Here is a 17125-nt window from a genome sequence, read left to right as displayed (position 1 = left end):
ATGATAGCCCATCAAATGGAGAATACTCCGCTTTTGTATAGAAAGTATCTATATCAAAGACTCCCTCTTTATTCAAGTCAATTACCACTAAATCTGCATCATATCCTTCTTTAATGAAACCTTTGTTCTCTAGATTGAACCTTTTAGCAGTATTTTCTGAAAATATTTTTGGAATTAAATTTAAATCCAAATTTGATCTATTGACTTCAGTCAACAATAATGACAATACTGTTTCCAAAGATGGAATACCTGGACTTGAATCCCAAACACCTTTGGTTTTTTCCTCTAGGCTATGAGGCGCATGGTCTGTACCAATCATTGAGTCTTCATTTAAATCATTGATTGTGACGTTTTTGCCTTTCTCCCTTAAAGGAGGATTGGTTTTAATAAGTGTTCCAAATTCATTGAATGCTGTATTGTCATACAATAAATGATGAGGAGTGAATTCATAACTGACATTGTTGGAAATAGCTAAATTCATTGCATTTTTAGTGCTTAAATGGCAAATGTGCAAATCCACACCATATTTTTTAGAAAGCTCAATCGCTTGAGCAACAGATGCATCTTCAGATTCTGCAGGTCTGCCGTAACTATATGCAATAGCTTCACTCTCTTCTGCTAGTCTTTTAGTAGATTCCGAAACAATATCCCTTTTTTCAGCATGAACTGTCACTATTGGCTTTTTGCTTAAATTGGAAATATCTTCAAATATCTTATCCAAATCCTCATCAGTTTCCAAATCCATAAAGACCTTAAAGGACATTGGATTCAATTCGAGAATTTTTTCCATTTCATCAAGTGTGGAATATCCTGCATGAAGTCCAAAATTAACTACGGATTTAGCTTCTGCTATCTTTTGCTTTTCCTTAAACGATTCATAGGTATTGGTTTTTGGAACAGTGTTAGGCATATCCATAACAAATGTAAATCCTCCATGAGCTGCTGCCATGGACCCTGTTTTGAAATCTTCCTTATATGTCAATCCAGGATCTCTGAAATGAACATGAGGGTCGATGAGACCTGGCAAGACTAACTGTCCATTAAGGTCAATTTCCTTATCTCCTTCAATTGAAGATTTTGATATTTTAGCTATCTTACCATCTTCAATAGCTAAAGACATACGATCAGAATAATCCAATAATTTTAGATTTTTTAAAACTAAATCAAACATAAAATCACGAGTATTTTTAAAATAATTTTAATTTAAAACAATTTCCATAATGATTAAAATTTTTATTTAAACCAATTATAATTTAAAATTTTTATTTAAACCAATTATAATTTTAAAATTATTTTTTAATTATTTTCTAATAAATTTCTATTAATTTATTATTTAATTTAATATTTAATAAATTTGATTAAAATCAGCGAAGAATTTGAGTTGAAAATAAGACTTTGAATAGAATCTAGTAAAAAAAGTAAATAAAAAAAGGCACTTAACCCCATGTTAAGTGCCTTATACCTAAATATTTAGGTTTAATTTTGTTTTGTGTTTGTAACTTATCTATTTTAAGTTGAGAGCTTCTGGAGTACATTTTGTGAGACATTGTTCACAGAGAGTACAGAATCCAGCAATAGGTAAGTTAACTTTGTATGCTTTGTGTAACATATCATATGGACATGCTTCAATACATTCTCCACATTCGTCACATTTAGATGGGTTGAAGATGATTCTATCTCTAGATACTACTTCACCATCAATTTCCTTGTCTACATAGTCTAATTGCAATGCGTCGTTAGGACATACATTTGCACAAGCACCACATCTTACACACATGGTGAAAGATTGTTCGCCCATATCTTTCTGACGGGAAGGTACTTCCATTCCTCTTTTGGTAACTACTTTTATAGCTTCAGTAGGACATTTTAAAGCACAACCACCGTCAAAGAGACATTTTTCTTCGTCCCAACAGATACCTTCAGAAGCACTGAATTTAGATGCTCCATATTCAACATCTAAGTCAATTGCATCTACAGGACATACATTTACACAAAGACCACATGCAGCACATGCTTCTGGAAGTTCTACAGTCAAGTCAGATTTAGGAGTGATGAAACTTCCAGGACAAATGTCAACACAGGAATTACAACCAATACAGCTTTCAGCGTCTAAAGTGAATGATTTCATGTTTTTAGTACGTTTAGCAGGGTTTGCATTTTCTGCGATGAAAATTGCGTTCCATGGACAGGATTGTGAACATACACCACATTGGATACATTTTTCTTCATCTACTTCGATAGGTTCTCCGTAAGCAGATAAGGTGATTGCATCAACAGGACATTCAGCTACACATACGCCACATCCTTTACAATCATCAATGTATACAGGTCCTTCTGGTTCAATTACTCTAGTTGCAGGTTCTTTTACTCCAGGAACTCCGATTACGTCTACAGGACAAATGTCAACACATTTTTGACACATTACACAGAATCCTTTGAGGAGTTGAGAATCTTCTGCATCTAATTTAAGAGTTTTGGAAGGACATGCTTCTACACAATCTCCACATTCATCACATTTGGTTTTGTTAAAGATTAATCTAACTTGAGTGTTTCCATCTTCATCAATAGCTATGTCTTCTACTTGTAAAGCACCATTGGTACATGCATCAGCACATGCAGGTGCTCCTCCACAAGTATCACAGTAAACGATGTGATCGCCTACTTCAATAGCTGCTGTAGGACAAACGCCTTCACATGCTCCACATTTAATACAGCTATTTTCATTGAATACTATCATTTTAACACTCCAAAGTTAGATTTTTTTAATCATATTTCCTTCACTGTCATATACTTCTACAGTAGCTAATCTCATTTGGCTATCCATAGTGTGGGTAGCACAAGATAAACATGGGTCGTGAGCTCTGATAACCATTTCCATTAAGTTGAAAATTTTGTCATCTACTTCTACACCAGGTTTGATGTAATCTTTAGCTACTTGTTGAATACCCATTTCCATTGCAGGGTTGTTTTGGATAGTTGCTACAATGATGTTTGCTTGGGTGATTAAACCTTCGTCATCAGTTGTGTAGTGGTGGATTAAAGTACCACGAGCAGCTTCTACAATACCTGCACCTTCACCAGCAGTTCTTTCTAATGCTTCTGGGAATTTGTCACCAGATAAGTCACCTTCTAATGCGTCTACAGCCATTTCAGCAGAAGCTAATAATTCGATTAATCTTGCCCAGTGGAATAATAATGGGTATTGTGCGTAACCGAATTTGTCTCTGAAGTCTTCTAAAGCACCTTGTGCTAAAGGAGCTGCATCAGGCATTTTGTCACAAACGTTAATACGGGATAATGGTGCTACTCTGTAAATACCTTCTGGGTATCCTAATTCCTTAATGTAAGGGAATTTTAACCAGGAGTAAGGTTTTACGTGTTCAGCAACAATATCTTTGTATTCAAGGTTTCTGTATTCAGTGTAGATAGAACCATCTTTGTCTTTTATTCTTACTTTACCGTTGTATACGTCCCAGTCACCATCTTCAGTTACGAGACCGCAGTGACGGGTGTCACCGAAGTAACCTAAGGTTTTGACTAAGTCAATTTTTTCTTCTAAGATAGGTACTGCTAATTCAATGGTTGCTTGTGCTAATTCTACGTTTTCTTTAGCTTTTGCTAATAAGTCAGCTTGAGTTTCTTCATCTAATTCAGTGGAAATACCACCAGGAGTAGAGGAAGTTGGGTGAATTGGACGACCACCAGTTGCAGATACGATATCTAAACCGTTTCTTCTGATTTTAATAGCTTGTAAAGCAACTTCTGGCATATCTTGGATAATTTGGAAAACGTTTCTAGTTTTTCTGGTTCCGTCAGGAATGACTAAATCAGGTGCTGCTAAGAAGTAGAAGTGGAGAGCGTGAGAGTGCATGTAAGATCCCCAGTTCATTAATTCTCTCATTTTGTAAGCAGCAGGTAAGATTTCGTCATCTTTAAATCCATAGATTTGGTCAACAGCTTTAGCAGCTGCTAAGTGGTGTTGTACATCACAAATACCACAGATTCTAGGTACAATACGAGGTACTTCCTCAGCTGGACGTCCTTGTAAGAATTTTTCGAATCCTCTAAATTCCATAACATGTAATCTAGTGTCTTCTACATTTCCTGCTTCGTCAAGGTGTACAGTAATTTTTGCGTGACCTTCAATACGAGTTACAGGTTCCATAGTAAGTTTTACCATATTATTTTCCTCCTTTTTGCATTTTAGCAGGGACTAAAGCAGCTGGTAAAGTGTAAGTGTAGAAAGTACCTACAATATCATCTAATTGGTCAGCTACTTGTTCAGGGTCTACGGTTTTATCTTCGTTAATACCGTAGTCAGATGCAATCGCAGAAATCATTTTTGCACCTGCATCGTTTACTTTAGCGGTAGGTCCGTAACAACCTCTACATGGGATAGCAATACTTGGGCATTGTGCACCACATAAGGATACGGTTGCAGGTCCCATACATACTAAACCTTGAGCAATTAAACATAAATCATCTTCTGGTTTACCAACTTCAAATTGTCTTTTAATGAAGTCCATAGCGAGTCCAGCAGGTGGTTTTTCTCTAGGACATACTTCACAAAGGTTAGTGGTTGGTAATTCAATAGTTCCTCCGTTTAATAAGGTAAGAATAGCTTCAGCTACTACGTCAGATTTTGGAGGGCAACCAGGAATTAATAAGTCAACTTGAATTGCTTCGCCTAATGGTCTTACTCTGCTTTCTAAGGTTGGTACATCTTCGTTAGGAATGATTCCTTCTGGGTTTACAGTACTGCATGAGTTAATGTAACCTTCAGTAGTTAATTCTTCAACAGTGTGTAAGTTACCGAGACCAGGGATACCACCGTAAGCAGCACAAGTACCGTATGCAATAACGAGGCCAGCTTTTTCTCTTAACATTTCTGCTAATTCTCTGTTTTCTTCGTTTCTAATTCCACCTTCTACAATGAGTACGTCTAATTCAGGTACTTCATCATATTTAGTATCACATAATACTGGTGAGAATTCGAATTGTGCTAATTCTAAAACATCTAATAAAGATTCGTGAAAGTCCGCAATGGATAAGTGACAACCGGAACAACCTCCGAGCCACATAGTTCCTACTTTAGCTTTATCTGCCATAAATAATCCTCCATTTAAATTTATCCTTCAGCATCTAATTGTGCTTTTAATGGGGAAGGTCCTAAATCTTTAATTCTGTTTACCATCATTTTTACAGAACTAGCGAATTTTTCTCCTTCAGAAGCAGAAATCCAGTCGTGGTGGACTCTTTCTCTTCCGATTCCCATATCTTCGACTAATTTATAAACTAATCTCATTCTTCTGTCAAGTTTATAGTTACCTGCATCGTAGTGGCAGTCACCCATGTGGCATCCTGCTACGAATACACCATCAGCACCGTCTCTAAATGCTTTTAAAATAAACTGAGGGTCAATTCTTCCAGAACACATTACTCTTATAACACGAATGTTAGGTGGGTATTGCATTCTTGCAGTACCTGCAGTATCTGCTCCACCATAGGAACACCAGTTACAACAAAACATTACAATTTTTATATCTTCAGACATAGAGTTTATCCTCCTCTATTAAAATTTTAGTTTATAGTCCTAAAAAAATTTAATTTAATCTAAGACTCATCCAACTATTTCAACCTAATAATCATTGAACCATATTATCAAATCAAAACTAATACAATTCAACTCATTTAATACCGATTGAAAATATTAAACTTTATTAAAATTGAAATAATTGAGATATTCAACCTAAATAGTTTTCACTATTTTTAATCTATAAAGATCCAAATCAAAAATCTTAATAGATTACCTTCTTGAATCCAAATCAAAAAATTCAAGAATTCCGTTTTAACTTTAAAAACCAAATCAAAATTTTTAAAGTTATAGATTTCAATCTAATTTCTTTTTTAAAAAAGTTTTTCAAATCTATATTAAAGTATGTTAAGGCATACCTTAATCTCAAATCATCGTACGCTAATGAGCTAGCTCAGCTTAACATTAATGTACTGATTATATATTATATATAAGATTAAATATAAAGGTTACTTGGAAACGAAAGACAAAAGATTTAAATACTATAATACTTTTTTAAAAAAAGATATTACAAAGCCTGAAAATTAATTTCAATTTATACGAAATATTATCGAAAAATAACCATTTTTACTGATAAAAATCACGAAAAAACTAATCAATTTTACTTAAATTTAAAATTAAGAATTTAAATAAAAATAAATTAAGTTTTAAATCATTAAAACAATTTTTACAATTAAGAATAAAATTTTAAAAAATGGCTAAAAATTAAGGAATACCTAAAATAAAGAATTTGAGGAAATTTAGAAAAATTGAAAATTTAAAAAAAATGTTATGAAAATTAAAAATCCGTGGAAAAATTTAAAAAAAAATATTTGAAAAATTATTTAAAAAATTATTTAAAAAATTATTTAAAAAAATTTATAAAAAATTATCGAAATGAATATTAAAAAATAGAAAAATAAAAATAGAAAAGTTAAGAGTGAATTACCCCCAACTAAAGAAAAGATTTTGTTCAAACTTTTTCAAAAAGTTTGAACTACATTCCATCTAAACTCATGTCAATCATTTTTTGAGTTTCAGCAGCTAATTCATCTGGCAATCCAGTGATGTCCATACTCAAGAAACCTCTGACAATCATGGAAGCCGCTTCCTCTTCAGTCAATCCTCTTGAAGTCAAGTAGTAAATCTCTTCTTCATCGATTTGACCAACTGCTGCCTCGTGGGACATTTCAAGGTTTGCTGCATTTGCCTCAAGTTCTGGAACTGCATAAATAGATGAATTGTCATCCAATACCAATCCATGACATTCCAAGTGACCTTTTACATTAGGAACATTTCCAGATAAATGACCTCTTGAGAAGATTTTTGATTCATCATTTGCAACTGCACGGGAAATGATCTCAGCACTTGTATTAGGTGCATTCAAAAGAGCTCTTGAACCTACATCAATGATTGAATCCTTTACACCGCTTTGAATACTTTGGAATAATGCCCTTGCATTTTCACCATTACAATTGGTGGTAGGATATGATTGAATAGACCTTACAGGACTGGTTAGAATGTAATTGTTTATGTAAGTTGTATTCTTTTCCTGAACAATACCTGTTCTAGGACGTACTTCAACCTGTTCCGCCCAGTTATGAACCATGGTAAAGGTTATTTTTGCACCTGGCTTAAGATACATTTCAGACACTCCTACGTGAAGTGCAGAAGATACGTCTTCGCCAGTTGCACAACCGGTAATCAAGTGAAGTTCTGAGTTTTCCTCAGCGATTATGATATTGTGTGCAGTTTGCATAACATCTTGATCTGCAATGAACATACAAGCCTGTACTGGGAAAACCTCTTTGGTGCCAGGTAAAGACCTAATGAAGTATCCGCTACAGAATTCATCTTCAGCTTCACGAAGTGCAGTTTGAGCAGTGTATTTGTCTGCATCAGGCTTAACTGCTTTCCACATATAATCCTGTAACCATGAATATTTTTCCAAAGCCATTTGGGTATTCATAAGTTCAATGGAATCTGAGATTGAATGGGAAAATACATTAGATTGATCCATTTGCAAGAAAGAACCTGATCTTTCTTCTGATTCAGTGTCAACACCAACTTTAAGTAAAGTTCTTTTGGTTTTCTTGTCAACATCATTGATATCATCCAATACATCGAAAGCATTAACCTCTTCCTTAGAAAAGTTCTCGATGACAATATCAGTACCTAAAGCTGCTTTTTTATCCTTTGCCTTTTCAGCATCATGAGTTACATTCCGCACAACCAACACATCCATTAAATCCTTCTTTTCTAATGTCTTCTAAAATTTCATCAGGGTCTCCAGAACAGGCAATCATACCATGCATCAATACATGTGCCTTATCCGCTTTAACAAAGTTTAAGATATAACCTAAGTGAGTGATAAGCAAGCCAGCCCTTTTTCTTTGGCCTGGTTTTTTATCTTTGTCAAGCAAAACGTTTAACTGTCCTGCAAGCAATTCCACATTTTCAATGTCTACACCAGAATCCGGTTCGTCAAACATGGTGAAAAGCGGTTCCTGTGCAAGCAATTGGAGAATTTCAGATCTTTTTACTTCCCCACCTGAAAATCCTCTATTTACATCTCTATCCAAGAATTCATCACTGAATTTGAGTTTTTCTGCAAGCTCTTTCATTCTTGGATTTAACTCTTCATCAGGGTCTTGCTTGGATTCAAGTTTCAATAAGTCCCTTACACTAACTCCACGAATAGCTGGAGGGTTTTGGAAACTTACTCCAAGACCTTTTTGAACTCTTTCAGTAGTGGTTAAATCAGTGATGTCCTCTCCATTGAATATGATAGATCCTTCTACAACCTTATATTTTGGGAATCCCAAGATAGTTAAGAATAATGTACTTTTTCCCGCACCATTCGGACCTAAAAGCACATGGGTTTCCCCTTCTCTTATAGCAAGGTTTACGCCATTTAAAACACGTTTACCCTCTACTTCAACAACTAAATTCTTTACTTCAAGTAACATTATATCAAATCCTTATCGATTTAAATTACTAAGATTAATATCAATTAAATAAAAGCATTATTACGCTGCTATAACAATAGTTATAACGGCATTATATAACAACCTTATATAACAATATTATATTTATCTTATCATATAAAAACATTACATTTTTAAGTTTAAATCTATGATAAATCTTATGAAAAAAAGTGATCTTTAAAAATAGTTAGATGATAAAAATTAGAAAAAATAGACTAAATCAATGAAAAACAGTTAAACTAAGTGTTAATTTAAATTAAGTGTAATGAAAAAATAAAAAATAAAAAAAGTGAAAATTAGAAAAATTATTCAGTTACAATAATAAATTCTCCAACTTTTTCTATTTTGGTGAATGGGATTAATAATAAATCTCCTCTACGTTTTGCACCTTTTACATGAATATTACGTCCAGCTTCTACTTTTACTGCAATATCCACGATTTTACCAGTTTTTTCATTAATAATTAACTCATCAAGCACTCCTAAAATACGAGCATTATTAGTAGCTACTTGATAGCTTTTAATTTCACTCCATAATTTTTCTTCTCTTCTATGAGTATTAGGTTTAGCAACAGCATTTTCCATATTTTCACCGATAAATTTTATAAAAATGATTGAAGGTATGATTCGTGTTTTAGTTTTTTTATAAAAACACTCAATTTAAAATAACTAATTTTAATAAAATATAGATTATTTTACCTTAATACTGTTTATATTTAAAGAAATATATAAAGTTATTGATATTTTTAGTAAAAATAAATGAAAATACAGTATAAAAATCTAAAAAAGAGTAATAAATAATGGGAATAAATGAAAAAGAATAAAAAATTGAAAAAATTTTTAATTTTTAATTATTTTCAATGAAAATAAGATCTGAAAAAAATGATAAAGATCATGCTCTAAAATCTGAAAATTGATGAAAATTATAAAAATTTATTGGTTAATATAGCTGTCTCGATAGTATTTACATTAAAAATTAACTCATGCCTTGAAATAATTAAAAGTTGCTCGTCCTGAACGACATTTTCGCTCCTAAGTATGTTAATTCCTGAAGGGACATTTCCATTAAATTCATAGGAATAATTTACCCCATACTCATCAAAAATTTCAACTGGAACTGAGACTGATAATGCAGGTTTGTCTTGACTTAAATAATAGTGTAAGATTTCATCAAGAATATCGGCACCAACCAATGGCAAATCTGCATTGATGAAAATCAAAATGTCATCCTTGGACCTTGACTCAAAAATTTCCAAAATGTTAGAAAGATCTTCAACAAAACCTTTACCTAAAGTATCCAAATAAAAATTATTTTTTTCACTTTCATAAAATGAATCATCAAAATTTGAAAAATCCAATTCATTTATTAAAAACTCCTTTGTATTTGGAGCATTTGGACTGACTGCAACAACTGTCTTTTCAATTAATTCTGATTCCTTAATATTATCCAAGACATAACTCATCAATGGCTTATCTTTTAAAGGATAAAGTGGCTTTTCAATATCTGACTTTAATCTTAAGCCTTTTCCACCTGCCATAACAAGAGCTATAATCATAAATACACCATAAATGAAATTTTCTAAGAACTTTAATAAAATATTTAATATAATATATTTGAAAATTAAAAGAAAAATATTAAAAAAACTTGAAAATAAATATAATAAACTAAAAAATTAAAAAAAAGAAAAATAAGGTAAATTATTTTGGAATTGTTCCTTGTTCTTGCATTCTTTTCTTAAGAATACATTTTTCTCCTTGGTTTCCACCAAGAGGGTTCTTTTGAGTTCCCATGGAATTCATACAACGAGCCATAATTGCAGAACCAAGAGCAAGTCCATCCTCTACAAATACGACATCCTTGAATTTGTCCTGAGCATATTCTAAAATGAGTTCTGGTTTCTTACCAGTGATTCCTGCTCTACCGGTAACTCCTAAAATGGAACCGTCAAGAATAAGGTCTTCTTCAAACGCCACATCAAGAACTCTGTATACAATATTTGCACTTACATGGTCCATTGTAGCAAGCAAGGTAGGAATTCCTTCATCTTCATAGATCTTAGCACCGATTTCAACTAATCCGTCAAGACCATCAGCATTTGTACCTACATCACAACCGATTAAGCAAGTACCTGCTGCCTTAGCGCCTGCAGCATCCAATGGTACAGTTCCGAATCTGTCGATTCCTTCTGGAACCTTACAGATGTTAATGAGTTCATGTGCTTCCTTAGCATATTGCTTAGCTTTTTCCTGATGCTTTTTGCCATCAGCCTTTTTAAGCAATTTAGGATCAAATATATCCAATGCAGCACCATTCTTTTGGTCAATTTGCTTTGAACCTTTAGCTAAGGAGTCTGAAATTACTCCAGCCAAACCTAAGAAGTTACCAACAGTACTTGCATAAGGCTCATCCTTATTTACAATCCTACCTGCTAAGGTGGAACCAAAGTCTAAGGATACACAAGGGTTTCTATAGTCCACTTCAGTCCATTTAGCACCTAATTTAATACCCGCAGTAACAAGTTCCCCTTCCATTTCATTAGCTACAACTTCTTTTCCTTTTGGTGGAACTACACTTACTACAGCCCCATCAAACATGACATTATCCAATAATGTGTATTTTTGAAGTCTCTTTGGAAGGTGTGCAGTAGACATAGCCGGAGCCATTTTCTTGTGGGAAATACCTGCATCAAGACAACCATCAGCAAGAGCCTTAATCAATTCTCCCACTTCCTTGGTTGTAGCGAATCCTGCAGTTACCCCAGTGGATCTCACTACAAAGTCCAAGTCATCTTCCATATCCACATGGGCTTTTTTAAGTGATTCCAAAACTGTATCCTTAATCATGTCTGCTACAGATTCTTTAGAAAGTTCTACACCCCAAACAGTTTTACCGAATACCTCTTCTCCTGCTTTAGGTTTTCTAACATCCCTTGTCATTTTAACAGTTTTGTTGATTAAATAAGATTGACTGTTATTTAAGTTTGTAGCCATAATAACACATTTGGTAGTGGTGTTTCCTAATTCTACGGAAGCAGTAACATAGTATTCATCTTGTTGAGCTGCCATAACACCTGGACCTTGAGGTCGATTACCTGCTTTTAAAATACTTAAATCCCTTGGTTGACTTTCAGCAATGATTGGCTTAGGTCCCTTATTGAAAAATTTATCTAAAAAAGACATATAAAATCCCCATATTATTCTATATAATATATACTATTTTCATTAAATAATATAAATTTTTTTAAATAATTTTGATAATTATTAAAATAGAGTGAATGAGAATTAGATCTAAAATTAAATTGAGATAAGTTAATAGAAATGTTAAAATTAGTAAAAATAAGATAATTGTAAAAATAAGTTAAAAATAGAAAAAATTTATAATTTGAAGAAGATTAGATGAAATGAATCATCTAATCTCGGACCCTTTCAAATTATAATAAGTTGTTAATTGGGTGGTCTTCTACAGGTTCGGTACCGATATCTTTTGCAGCTTCAGCAATCATAATATCTGCCATACCACAAGCAGGGAATGCGAGTCTTGCGTTTTCGATAGGTCCGAAAAGTACGAAGTCTCCACCAGCCATTTGTTGTACGATGTTAGAACCGATATCACAAACAGGCCATGCTTCTTTGTGTTCTTTTTTGTATCCTCTTAACCAGTCCCATGCGGAAGGTACGTTGTGAATACCGGAACCTACAGGGTATCCCCATTTAGCTTTTACAGCAAAGGAAGTTCTTACTGCAGGACCTGCACCTTGTCCTAAAGGAGTAACTGCTACGTCCATCCATGGTTTGGTAATTCCACATCTTTCTGCCATTTCGAGAATACCTTCGTCGATAACAGATCCACCAGTTTCCCAGATTTCGAGTTTACCTGGTACACCAGGAGTCATAGGGTTGAAACCTAAGAGAATGGATGCGTCGATGTCGGAGTTAGCTACAGCTTCGATTTCGCCAGGTTCAGCAGCCATACTTAAGGAGTTGTATACTGCTCTTTCAGCTAATCCTACTTCTTGTACGTATTCTACACCTGCAATTTTTGCAGCTGCAGCAGTTGAGTCGATAAGGAAAGGTTTGTCACAGACGTCACCTACGAATTCTAAGTATTTAACCATAGCTTCTGCAGTAGCACCGAAAGTTTGTACTACACAAGGGTTACCAGTTACGTCAGACATTTCTTCCATAGTTTTAATTCTTTCTTCAGCAGCATCTTTATCAAAGATACCTTCTTTTTCATCACTAATAATATTGTGTCCGCCATAGAAAATAGTTCCTGCTAAAACGGTAGGGTATTCTCCAGGTTGTCCTCCCATTTTTACTCCAGCAATATCAATGACGAGTTGTTCTTTATCAAATCTAAACATTTATAATCCTCCAATTTAGATTAATCCTGTCATAATAGTACTCATTGCACTTACTAAACCAAATTCAATAGATACTATTAAAATTACAAGACCTAAAATTATACCATATAAAATACCAATATCTCTACCGTTTTGTTGACCTAGACGTTGGAAGTATTCCCCAACAGCAAATTCTACTTTTTCTTCAGCTTCATCTAATTTTTGAGTTGCAGCTGACATATCGTCGGTAGATACAATAATTTGAGGTACTGATTGTTCTTCAGACATTTTTTAACACCTCTATAATCCACATAATTTAGCTAAGTATGGAATAACAACAGCTAAACAAAGAGCAATTCCAATACCGATAGCTATTCCAGAAAATCTGGTGCTGATTACGCCAGCGAATAATCTTCCTTCTCTGCCTAAGAGCTTAGCACGGTATTCTACATCACTAGAAGCATTTTTAATACCACGAGTATTTGGTTTGTTTGAAAATTTAACCATCTTTAAAACCTCCAGTTTATACACCTACTAATGGTGCCATTAATAATAAGAAACCGATTACTAAAGTAAATACTAATCCAATCATAATACCTTGGACTTTACCTGAATAGTTACCTGCCATATTTCTTTGTACAGCACCAACTAATTTAATTTGAGTATCAATATTTCTTATTCTTGCTTCAAGTAATGCAGTTTCTGGGGAAATAGGACGAATCTCTTCACCATCGTCTTCATCGTCATCTCCTTCAGATACTTCAATAACCATAGCATCTTCTTCAAAAGCACCAGGATCTTTCTCGATACATTCTTTTACTTTTGCAGTGATTGCTCCACCATCTTCGTTGTCAATCATGTCAACGAGCTCTAATTGTTGTTGGAACCTTTCTACACCTTCCATAGGTATGTTTTCTACGAAAGGAATAGCACCAGTAGCTCCAGTAATTTTTTTCTTTTCAGGGTCGCAACCATTTTCGTGTAATGCTTTGAAACTTTGACCAGTAATGTGACCTTGTACTTCTGCACCACATAAGATTAAGAATCTGATGTTTGGGTTTGAAATTATGTTTGCTACAACTTTTTCAATACCTAAGTTTTCAGTTTTACAAGGACCAGCAATTGCTGCTCCAGCAGCAGCTGGGATATCTTCATTGTGAGAAGCTAAAGTAGTTACAGCAACAGGGCTTTCTGGGTCTCCTACAATGTAGTCTCCACTTACAACAGGCCAATTATCAGCAGTAGGTTTTTTGTCAGCCATCTATAAAACCCCCATAGCTATTAATAAAGGCATAGCTGCCATAATAAGGAACATTCCTAAGACAAATCCATATACCATGTTGGTTAATTTACCTGCAATGACAAAGTTGCCTTCTCTTCCTGGGAAGGAACCTAATGGAGCAGAGTTAGGATCTAAGGAATTCATTAATTCATCAGCAGCTGCTTCGACTTTTGCGATTTCTCCGTTTATTTCATCCATAGATAAAATAATTAAATCTCCACCACCAGCTCCGAGAATACCAGATTCTGGGTCAAGATTTAAACTTAATTCAGGAATAAATTGTACTAAAGGTAATACCATCTATAACAACCTCCTTATTCCTCAACTTTTGGCCATAAACCAGCCCATTTAACAGATGCAGCTGCTTCATATGAAGCGTTAACAAACATCTTAAATGAGATGTACCAACCGATAAGTCCGACAATTAAAATTGCAAACCATGCGTATCCTCCAGCGGAAATAGCAAGAATACCAGTAATGATCATAGTTAAGAATGCAGTGGAAGCACCACATTTAAGAGTTCTTACTTGGTCTTCGTTTGGTCCTAAACATGCGTTGAATGGGTGTTGGATAGCCATAGTACATAATATGTAAAAGATAGCAATAAATCCAGGAGCAACTACAGCAGATAAGAGTAAGTCAATTGAGTATCCGCCAGCAATAGCAGCTGAGAATCCTAAAACGGATAAAGCTGCAGCACCTGCAATTTCTGCAGTGCATCTTTCCATAACAGGAATTTTCATACCAACAATTTTTTTAGCTACAATAGCAACTAATAATCCAATAAGCATTGCAAAGATTAATGCAAGAATAGGTCCAGCAATTTCTAATCCAGTTAAATTGAAAGCTGCGATAATACCTACACCAGCTAATGCACCGATTACACCAATACCTAAAGACATGTAACCGATAGAAGGTACACCAGTACCTAAACCATAACTTGCTACACTACGGATTGCAATTACACCCCAAAGGATTGCACAAACTGCACCAAGACAGCTTAATACAGGTCCAATAACAGGGTTAATACCAGATAAGTATATACCGAGTAATCCACCGATAATACCAATAGCTAACATTACATTAGCATCTACAGCACCTTCTGCAGGTGCTCCACTTCCTCCAGCAGACATCTTAAATACCTCCAATCATTAAAACCATGAAGATTGCAGCTACAAGAGATACAATAGCACAAGCTAAAATTCCAGTAGGGAGTCTTTTGAATTTAGGGTCTACAAATCCTTCAATAGTACCTCCAATGTTATAGGAAGCAGTTACGGAGTTGATGAAGAACATACCTACGGATAAGATAGCAGCTAATCCTGCAATAACAGTAGCGTCAAATCCAGTCATGTTAGCGGTTGCGAATTCGTTAATAGCCCAGTAGACTAATCCACCACCAGCACCACCAAGTAAACCACCGATGATACCACTAATGAAACATACGGTAGGAATACCGTGTCCTTCGGTACCAGGAGTTTTATATTTTTCTTGGTTCCATTTGGTGATTGGGTCAACTGCAGCTTTACCGGATGCTGGTACTACACCAACACCATAAATATAAATAAAGTTACCAATAAGCATGGTGATACCCATCATTAACATGGAACCGACTGCACCTGCTAAGATAATCAACCATACTGGTTGTCCTGTCATAGAAGCTGCGGTAATGAGTCCAGTTAAACCTGCACCAGCTGCTAACATTGCGGTACCAGTTCCTACACCGGTAGCGGTAGCCATAGCTGCAGGAGCACCACCTACAGGAATGAAGTGTACACCTCCTCCCATAATAATACCTGCAATTACAACACATATAATAAATATAATAAGATTCATAATGTAACCTCCTTATTCCTCATATGGTCCGAATTTTTCTCTTGCAGACTTTTCAAGGAAGTAGTTACCAGCGATTAATAAGATAACGATGATAAGTCCTACAACTTGTCCTCCAATAGCTCCGAATACAACAGTAATCCAGAAACTAATGAAAACAATAAGTCCGAAACAGAAACCGGTTAAAGGTCCACCATATTTAGCACAGAAGTTACCTACATCGATAGAGTTTTTAGCACCGAGAGGAGCTTTGGTTACGATATCCCCTTGAATAGCTACAGGAGTACCTCCACCGTAATCGAATTTTTGGTATTCGCTTTCTGCACCGTAATGTACATCCCCTGTGGATGAACCGATTGCACCAATAGTAATTCCCCATAGTACAGCGAGTAATGGTAATGGGAATGGGTGTCCAAGACCGCTTAATGGAAGAGTCATTAAGTAAGCGATTCCTACAATACCGAAACTAGCTATAAAACCATGAGCTGCGATAGGGCCTAAGGATTGGGTTAATACATCCATAAATAATGGTTGTTCAAATTGAGATTGACCAACAATCCTTCCCATGTGTGATGTGACTGTATAAATTGCGTGAACAAATGCAGCAACAGTAGAACCCATTGCAATTGCGACTATTGGTAAAATACCCATACCCATTGCAAGAGCTGCGATACCACCAGCGATACCACACCAGCATCCATATGCTACTGGTTCACCAGAAGCTGCCTTATTGATCATACGGTGTAAATGTCCCATTTGTGGAGCAAGTTGAACTTGTGAGTTAGGGTTACTTTGTGAACCGATGTCAGACTCTAAGTCCTCTGCAGCACCAGCAATGGTTGCTGCTGCACCCATTAATGCGACTACACCTAATGTAATAGGGTCCATATTTTCTTTTCCTCCTTAAATTTTATTAAATTTAATTATTTAATAAACTATTACGTGATTAATTTTCCTATTAACCACATTTAGACATATTCTGCTCAAATATAAAACCATAAAGACATAAAATAAAAATGGACTAAATAATGGACTAAAGCAAAATTTAGACCATTTTAGAACATCTGAATGATTTTATACTTTATGATTATACCTCATAACTTAAACAA

The 17125-nt window shown here is 34.8% G+C and carries 18 protein-coding genes; all 18 read right to left on the bottom strand.

What is annotated here, in order from left to right; translation table 11 throughout:
- Positions 1-1171, bottom strand: a 1171-nt coding sequence (gene pyrC, locus Q0409_RS08805; RefSeq protein ID WP_298537194.1) for a dihydroorotase family protein, incomplete at its 3' end; no start/stop codon positions are given.
- A gap of 333 nt (positions 1172-1504) precedes the next feature.
- On the bottom strand, positions 1505-2737 hold the full coding sequence (locus Q0409_RS08800; RefSeq protein WP_298537191.1) for a 4Fe-4S binding protein: 1233 nt from the start codon (positions 2735-2737) through the stop codon (positions 1505-1507).
- 15 nt (positions 2738-2752) lie between these two features.
- A complete protein-coding gene (locus tag Q0409_RS08795) occupies positions 2753-4180 on the bottom strand; it encodes a Ni/Fe hydrogenase subunit alpha (RefSeq protein ID WP_298537189.1) in 1428 nt (475 codons plus the stop codon).
- Between the two features lies 1 nt (position 4181).
- Positions 4182-5108 (bottom strand): F420-nonreducing hydrogenase, encoded by a 927-nt coding sequence (locus Q0409_RS08790; protein WP_298537186.1) that lies wholly within the window; start codon positions 5106-5108, stop codon positions 4182-4184.
- A 20-nt stretch (positions 5109-5128) separates the two neighbouring features.
- Complete coding sequence (locus Q0409_RS08785; RefSeq protein WP_292777403.1) at positions 5129-5554, bottom strand: hydrogenase iron-sulfur subunit; 426 nt, start codon at positions 5552-5554, stop codon at positions 5129-5131.
- A gap of 1015 nt (positions 5555-6569) precedes the next feature.
- Positions 6570-7817 carry a SufD family Fe-S cluster assembly protein gene (locus Q0409_RS08780; RefSeq protein ID WP_298537183.1) on the bottom strand — a complete coding sequence of 416 codons (1248 nt, stop codon included), beginning with the start codon at positions 7815-7817 and terminating at the stop codon, positions 6570-6572.
- Positions 7783-8541: a Fe-S cluster assembly ATPase SufC gene (gene sufC, locus Q0409_RS08775; RefSeq protein ID WP_295605481.1), complete on the bottom strand. Its 759-nt coding sequence runs from the start codon at positions 8539-8541 to the stop codon at positions 7783-7785. Before sufC ends, Q0409_RS08780 begins: the two co-directional genes overlap by 35 nt.
- Positions 8542-8864: 323 nt before the next feature.
- The gene (locus Q0409_RS08770; RefSeq protein ID WP_292777407.1) at positions 8865-9143 is read right to left on the bottom strand and encodes a PRC-barrel domain-containing protein; all 279 of its coding nucleotides are present in this window, start codon (positions 9141-9143) and stop codon (positions 8865-8867) included.
- Positions 9144-9481: 338 nt separating this feature from the next.
- Complete coding sequence (locus Q0409_RS08765) at positions 9482-10114, bottom strand: NTP transferase domain-containing protein (RefSeq protein WP_298537179.1); 633 nt, start codon at positions 10112-10114, stop codon at positions 9482-9484.
- Positions 10115-10256: 142 nt separating this feature from the next.
- Positions 10257-11738 (bottom strand): methanogenesis marker 14 protein, encoded by a 1482-nt coding sequence (locus Q0409_RS08760; RefSeq protein ID WP_298537176.1) that lies wholly within the window; start codon positions 11736-11738, stop codon positions 10257-10259.
- A 251-nt stretch (positions 11739-11989) separates the two neighbouring features.
- Entirely contained in the window at positions 11990-12922 is a 933-nt protein-coding gene (gene mtrH / locus Q0409_RS08755; protein WP_298537173.1) for a tetrahydromethanopterin S-methyltransferase subunit H, read from the bottom strand.
- A gap of 15 nt (positions 12923-12937) precedes the next feature.
- Complete coding sequence (gene mtrG / locus Q0409_RS08750; protein ID WP_298537171.1) at positions 12938-13189, bottom strand: tetrahydromethanopterin S-methyltransferase subunit MtrG; 252 nt, start codon at positions 13187-13189, stop codon at positions 12938-12940.
- Positions 13190-13201: 12 nt separating this feature from the next.
- Complete coding sequence (locus Q0409_RS08745) at positions 13202-13408, bottom strand: tetrahydromethanopterin S-methyltransferase subunit F (RefSeq protein ID WP_295605493.1); 207 nt, start codon at positions 13406-13408, stop codon at positions 13202-13204.
- A 16-nt stretch (positions 13409-13424) separates the two neighbouring features.
- Entirely contained in the window at positions 13425-14162 is a 738-nt protein-coding gene (gene mtrA, locus Q0409_RS08740; protein ID WP_298537168.1) for a tetrahydromethanopterin S-methyltransferase subunit A, read from the bottom strand.
- Positions 14163-14483, bottom strand: coding sequence for a tetrahydromethanopterin S-methyltransferase subunit B (locus tag Q0409_RS08735; RefSeq protein ID WP_298537165.1), 321 nt, complete (start codon positions 14481-14483; stop codon positions 14163-14165). It lies immediately after the preceding gene.
- A 14-nt stretch (positions 14484-14497) separates the two neighbouring features.
- On the bottom strand, positions 14498-15316 hold the full coding sequence (gene mtrC / locus Q0409_RS08730) for a tetrahydromethanopterin S-methyltransferase subunit MtrC (protein ID WP_298537162.1): 819 nt from the start codon (positions 15314-15316) through the stop codon (positions 14498-14500).
- 1 nt (position 15317) lies between these two features.
- Entirely contained in the window at positions 15318-16019 is a 702-nt protein-coding gene (gene mtrD / locus Q0409_RS08725; RefSeq protein ID WP_298537160.1) for a tetrahydromethanopterin S-methyltransferase subunit D, read from the bottom strand.
- Between the two features lie 12 nt (positions 16020-16031).
- Positions 16032-16904 carry a tetrahydromethanopterin S-methyltransferase subunit E gene (mtrE, locus tag Q0409_RS08720; RefSeq protein ID WP_298537157.1) on the bottom strand — a complete coding sequence of 291 codons (873 nt, stop codon included), beginning with the start codon at positions 16902-16904 and terminating at the stop codon, positions 16032-16034.
- Between the last annotated feature and the right edge of the window lie 221 nt (positions 16905-17125).

The sequence above is a fragment of the uncultured Methanobrevibacter sp. genome (assembly GCF_937898925.1).
Classification (GTDB): Archaea; Methanobacteriota; Methanobacteria; order Methanobacteriales; family Methanobacteriaceae; genus Methanobrevibacter.
The sequence above is the reverse complement of the archived record's forward strand: the minus strand, read 5'-3'. Positions and strand labels throughout refer to the sequence as shown.

Bases quoted from the DNA above. Each gene is read 5' to 3' on its own strand.
- Q0409_RS08785 (WP_292777403.1), bottom strand. From the start codon at position 5,554: ATGTCTGAAGATATAAAAATTGTAATGTTTTGTTGTAACTGGTGTTCC.
- mtrH (WP_298537173.1), bottom strand. From the start codon at position 12,922: ATGTTTAGATTTGATAAAGAACAACTCGTCATTGATATTGCTGGAGTA.
- mtrG (WP_298537171.1), bottom strand. From the start codon at position 13,189: ATGTCTGAAGAACAATCAGTACCTCAAATTATTGTATCTACCGACGAT.
- Q0409_RS08795 (WP_298537189.1), bottom strand. From the start codon at position 4,180: ATGGTAAAACTTACTATGGAACCTGTAACTCGTATTGAAGGTCACGCA.
- mtrA (WP_298537168.1), bottom strand. From the start codon at position 14,162: ATGGCTGACAAAAAACCTACTGCTGATAATTGGCCTGTTGTAAGTGGA.
- Q0409_RS08760 (WP_298537176.1), bottom strand. From the start codon at position 11,738: ATGTCTTTTTTAGATAAATTTTTCAATAAGGGACCTAAGCCAATCATT.
- sufC (WP_295605481.1), bottom strand. From the start codon at position 8,541: ATGTTACTTGAAGTAAAGAATTTAGTTGTTGAAGTAGAGGGTAAACGT.
- mtrD (WP_298537160.1), bottom strand. From the start codon at position 16,019: ATGAATCTTATTATATTTATTATATGTGTTGTAATTGCAGGTATTATT.
- Q0409_RS08800 (WP_298537191.1), bottom strand. From the start codon at position 2,737: ATGATAGTATTCAATGAAAATAGCTGTATTAAATGTGGAGCATGTGAA.
- Q0409_RS08780 (WP_298537183.1), bottom strand. From the start codon at position 7,817: ATGGATGTGTTGGTTGTGCGGAATGTAACTCATGATGCTGAAAAGGCA.
- mtrC (WP_298537162.1), bottom strand. From the start codon at position 15,316: ATGTCTGCTGGAGGAAGTGGAGCACCTGCAGAAGGTGCTGTAGATGCT.
- Q0409_RS08765 (WP_298537179.1), bottom strand. From the start codon at position 10,114: ATGATTATAGCTCTTGTTATGGCAGGTGGAAAAGGCTTAAGATTAAAG.
- Q0409_RS08790 (WP_298537186.1), bottom strand. From the start codon at position 5,108: ATGGCAGATAAAGCTAAAGTAGGAACTATGTGGCTCGGAGGTTGTTCC.
- Q0409_RS08735 (WP_298537165.1), bottom strand. From the start codon at position 14,483: ATGGTATTACCTTTAGTACAATTTATTCCTGAATTAAGTTTAAATCTT.
- mtrE (WP_298537157.1), bottom strand. From the start codon at position 16,904: ATGGACCCTATTACATTAGGTGTAGTCGCATTAATGGGTGCAGCAGCA.
- Q0409_RS08745 (WP_295605493.1), bottom strand. From the start codon at position 13,408: ATGGTTAAATTTTCAAACAAACCAAATACTCGTGGTATTAAAAATGCT.
- Q0409_RS08770 (WP_292777407.1), bottom strand. From the start codon at position 9,143: ATGGAAAATGCTGTTGCTAAACCTAATACTCATAGAAGAGAAGAAAAA.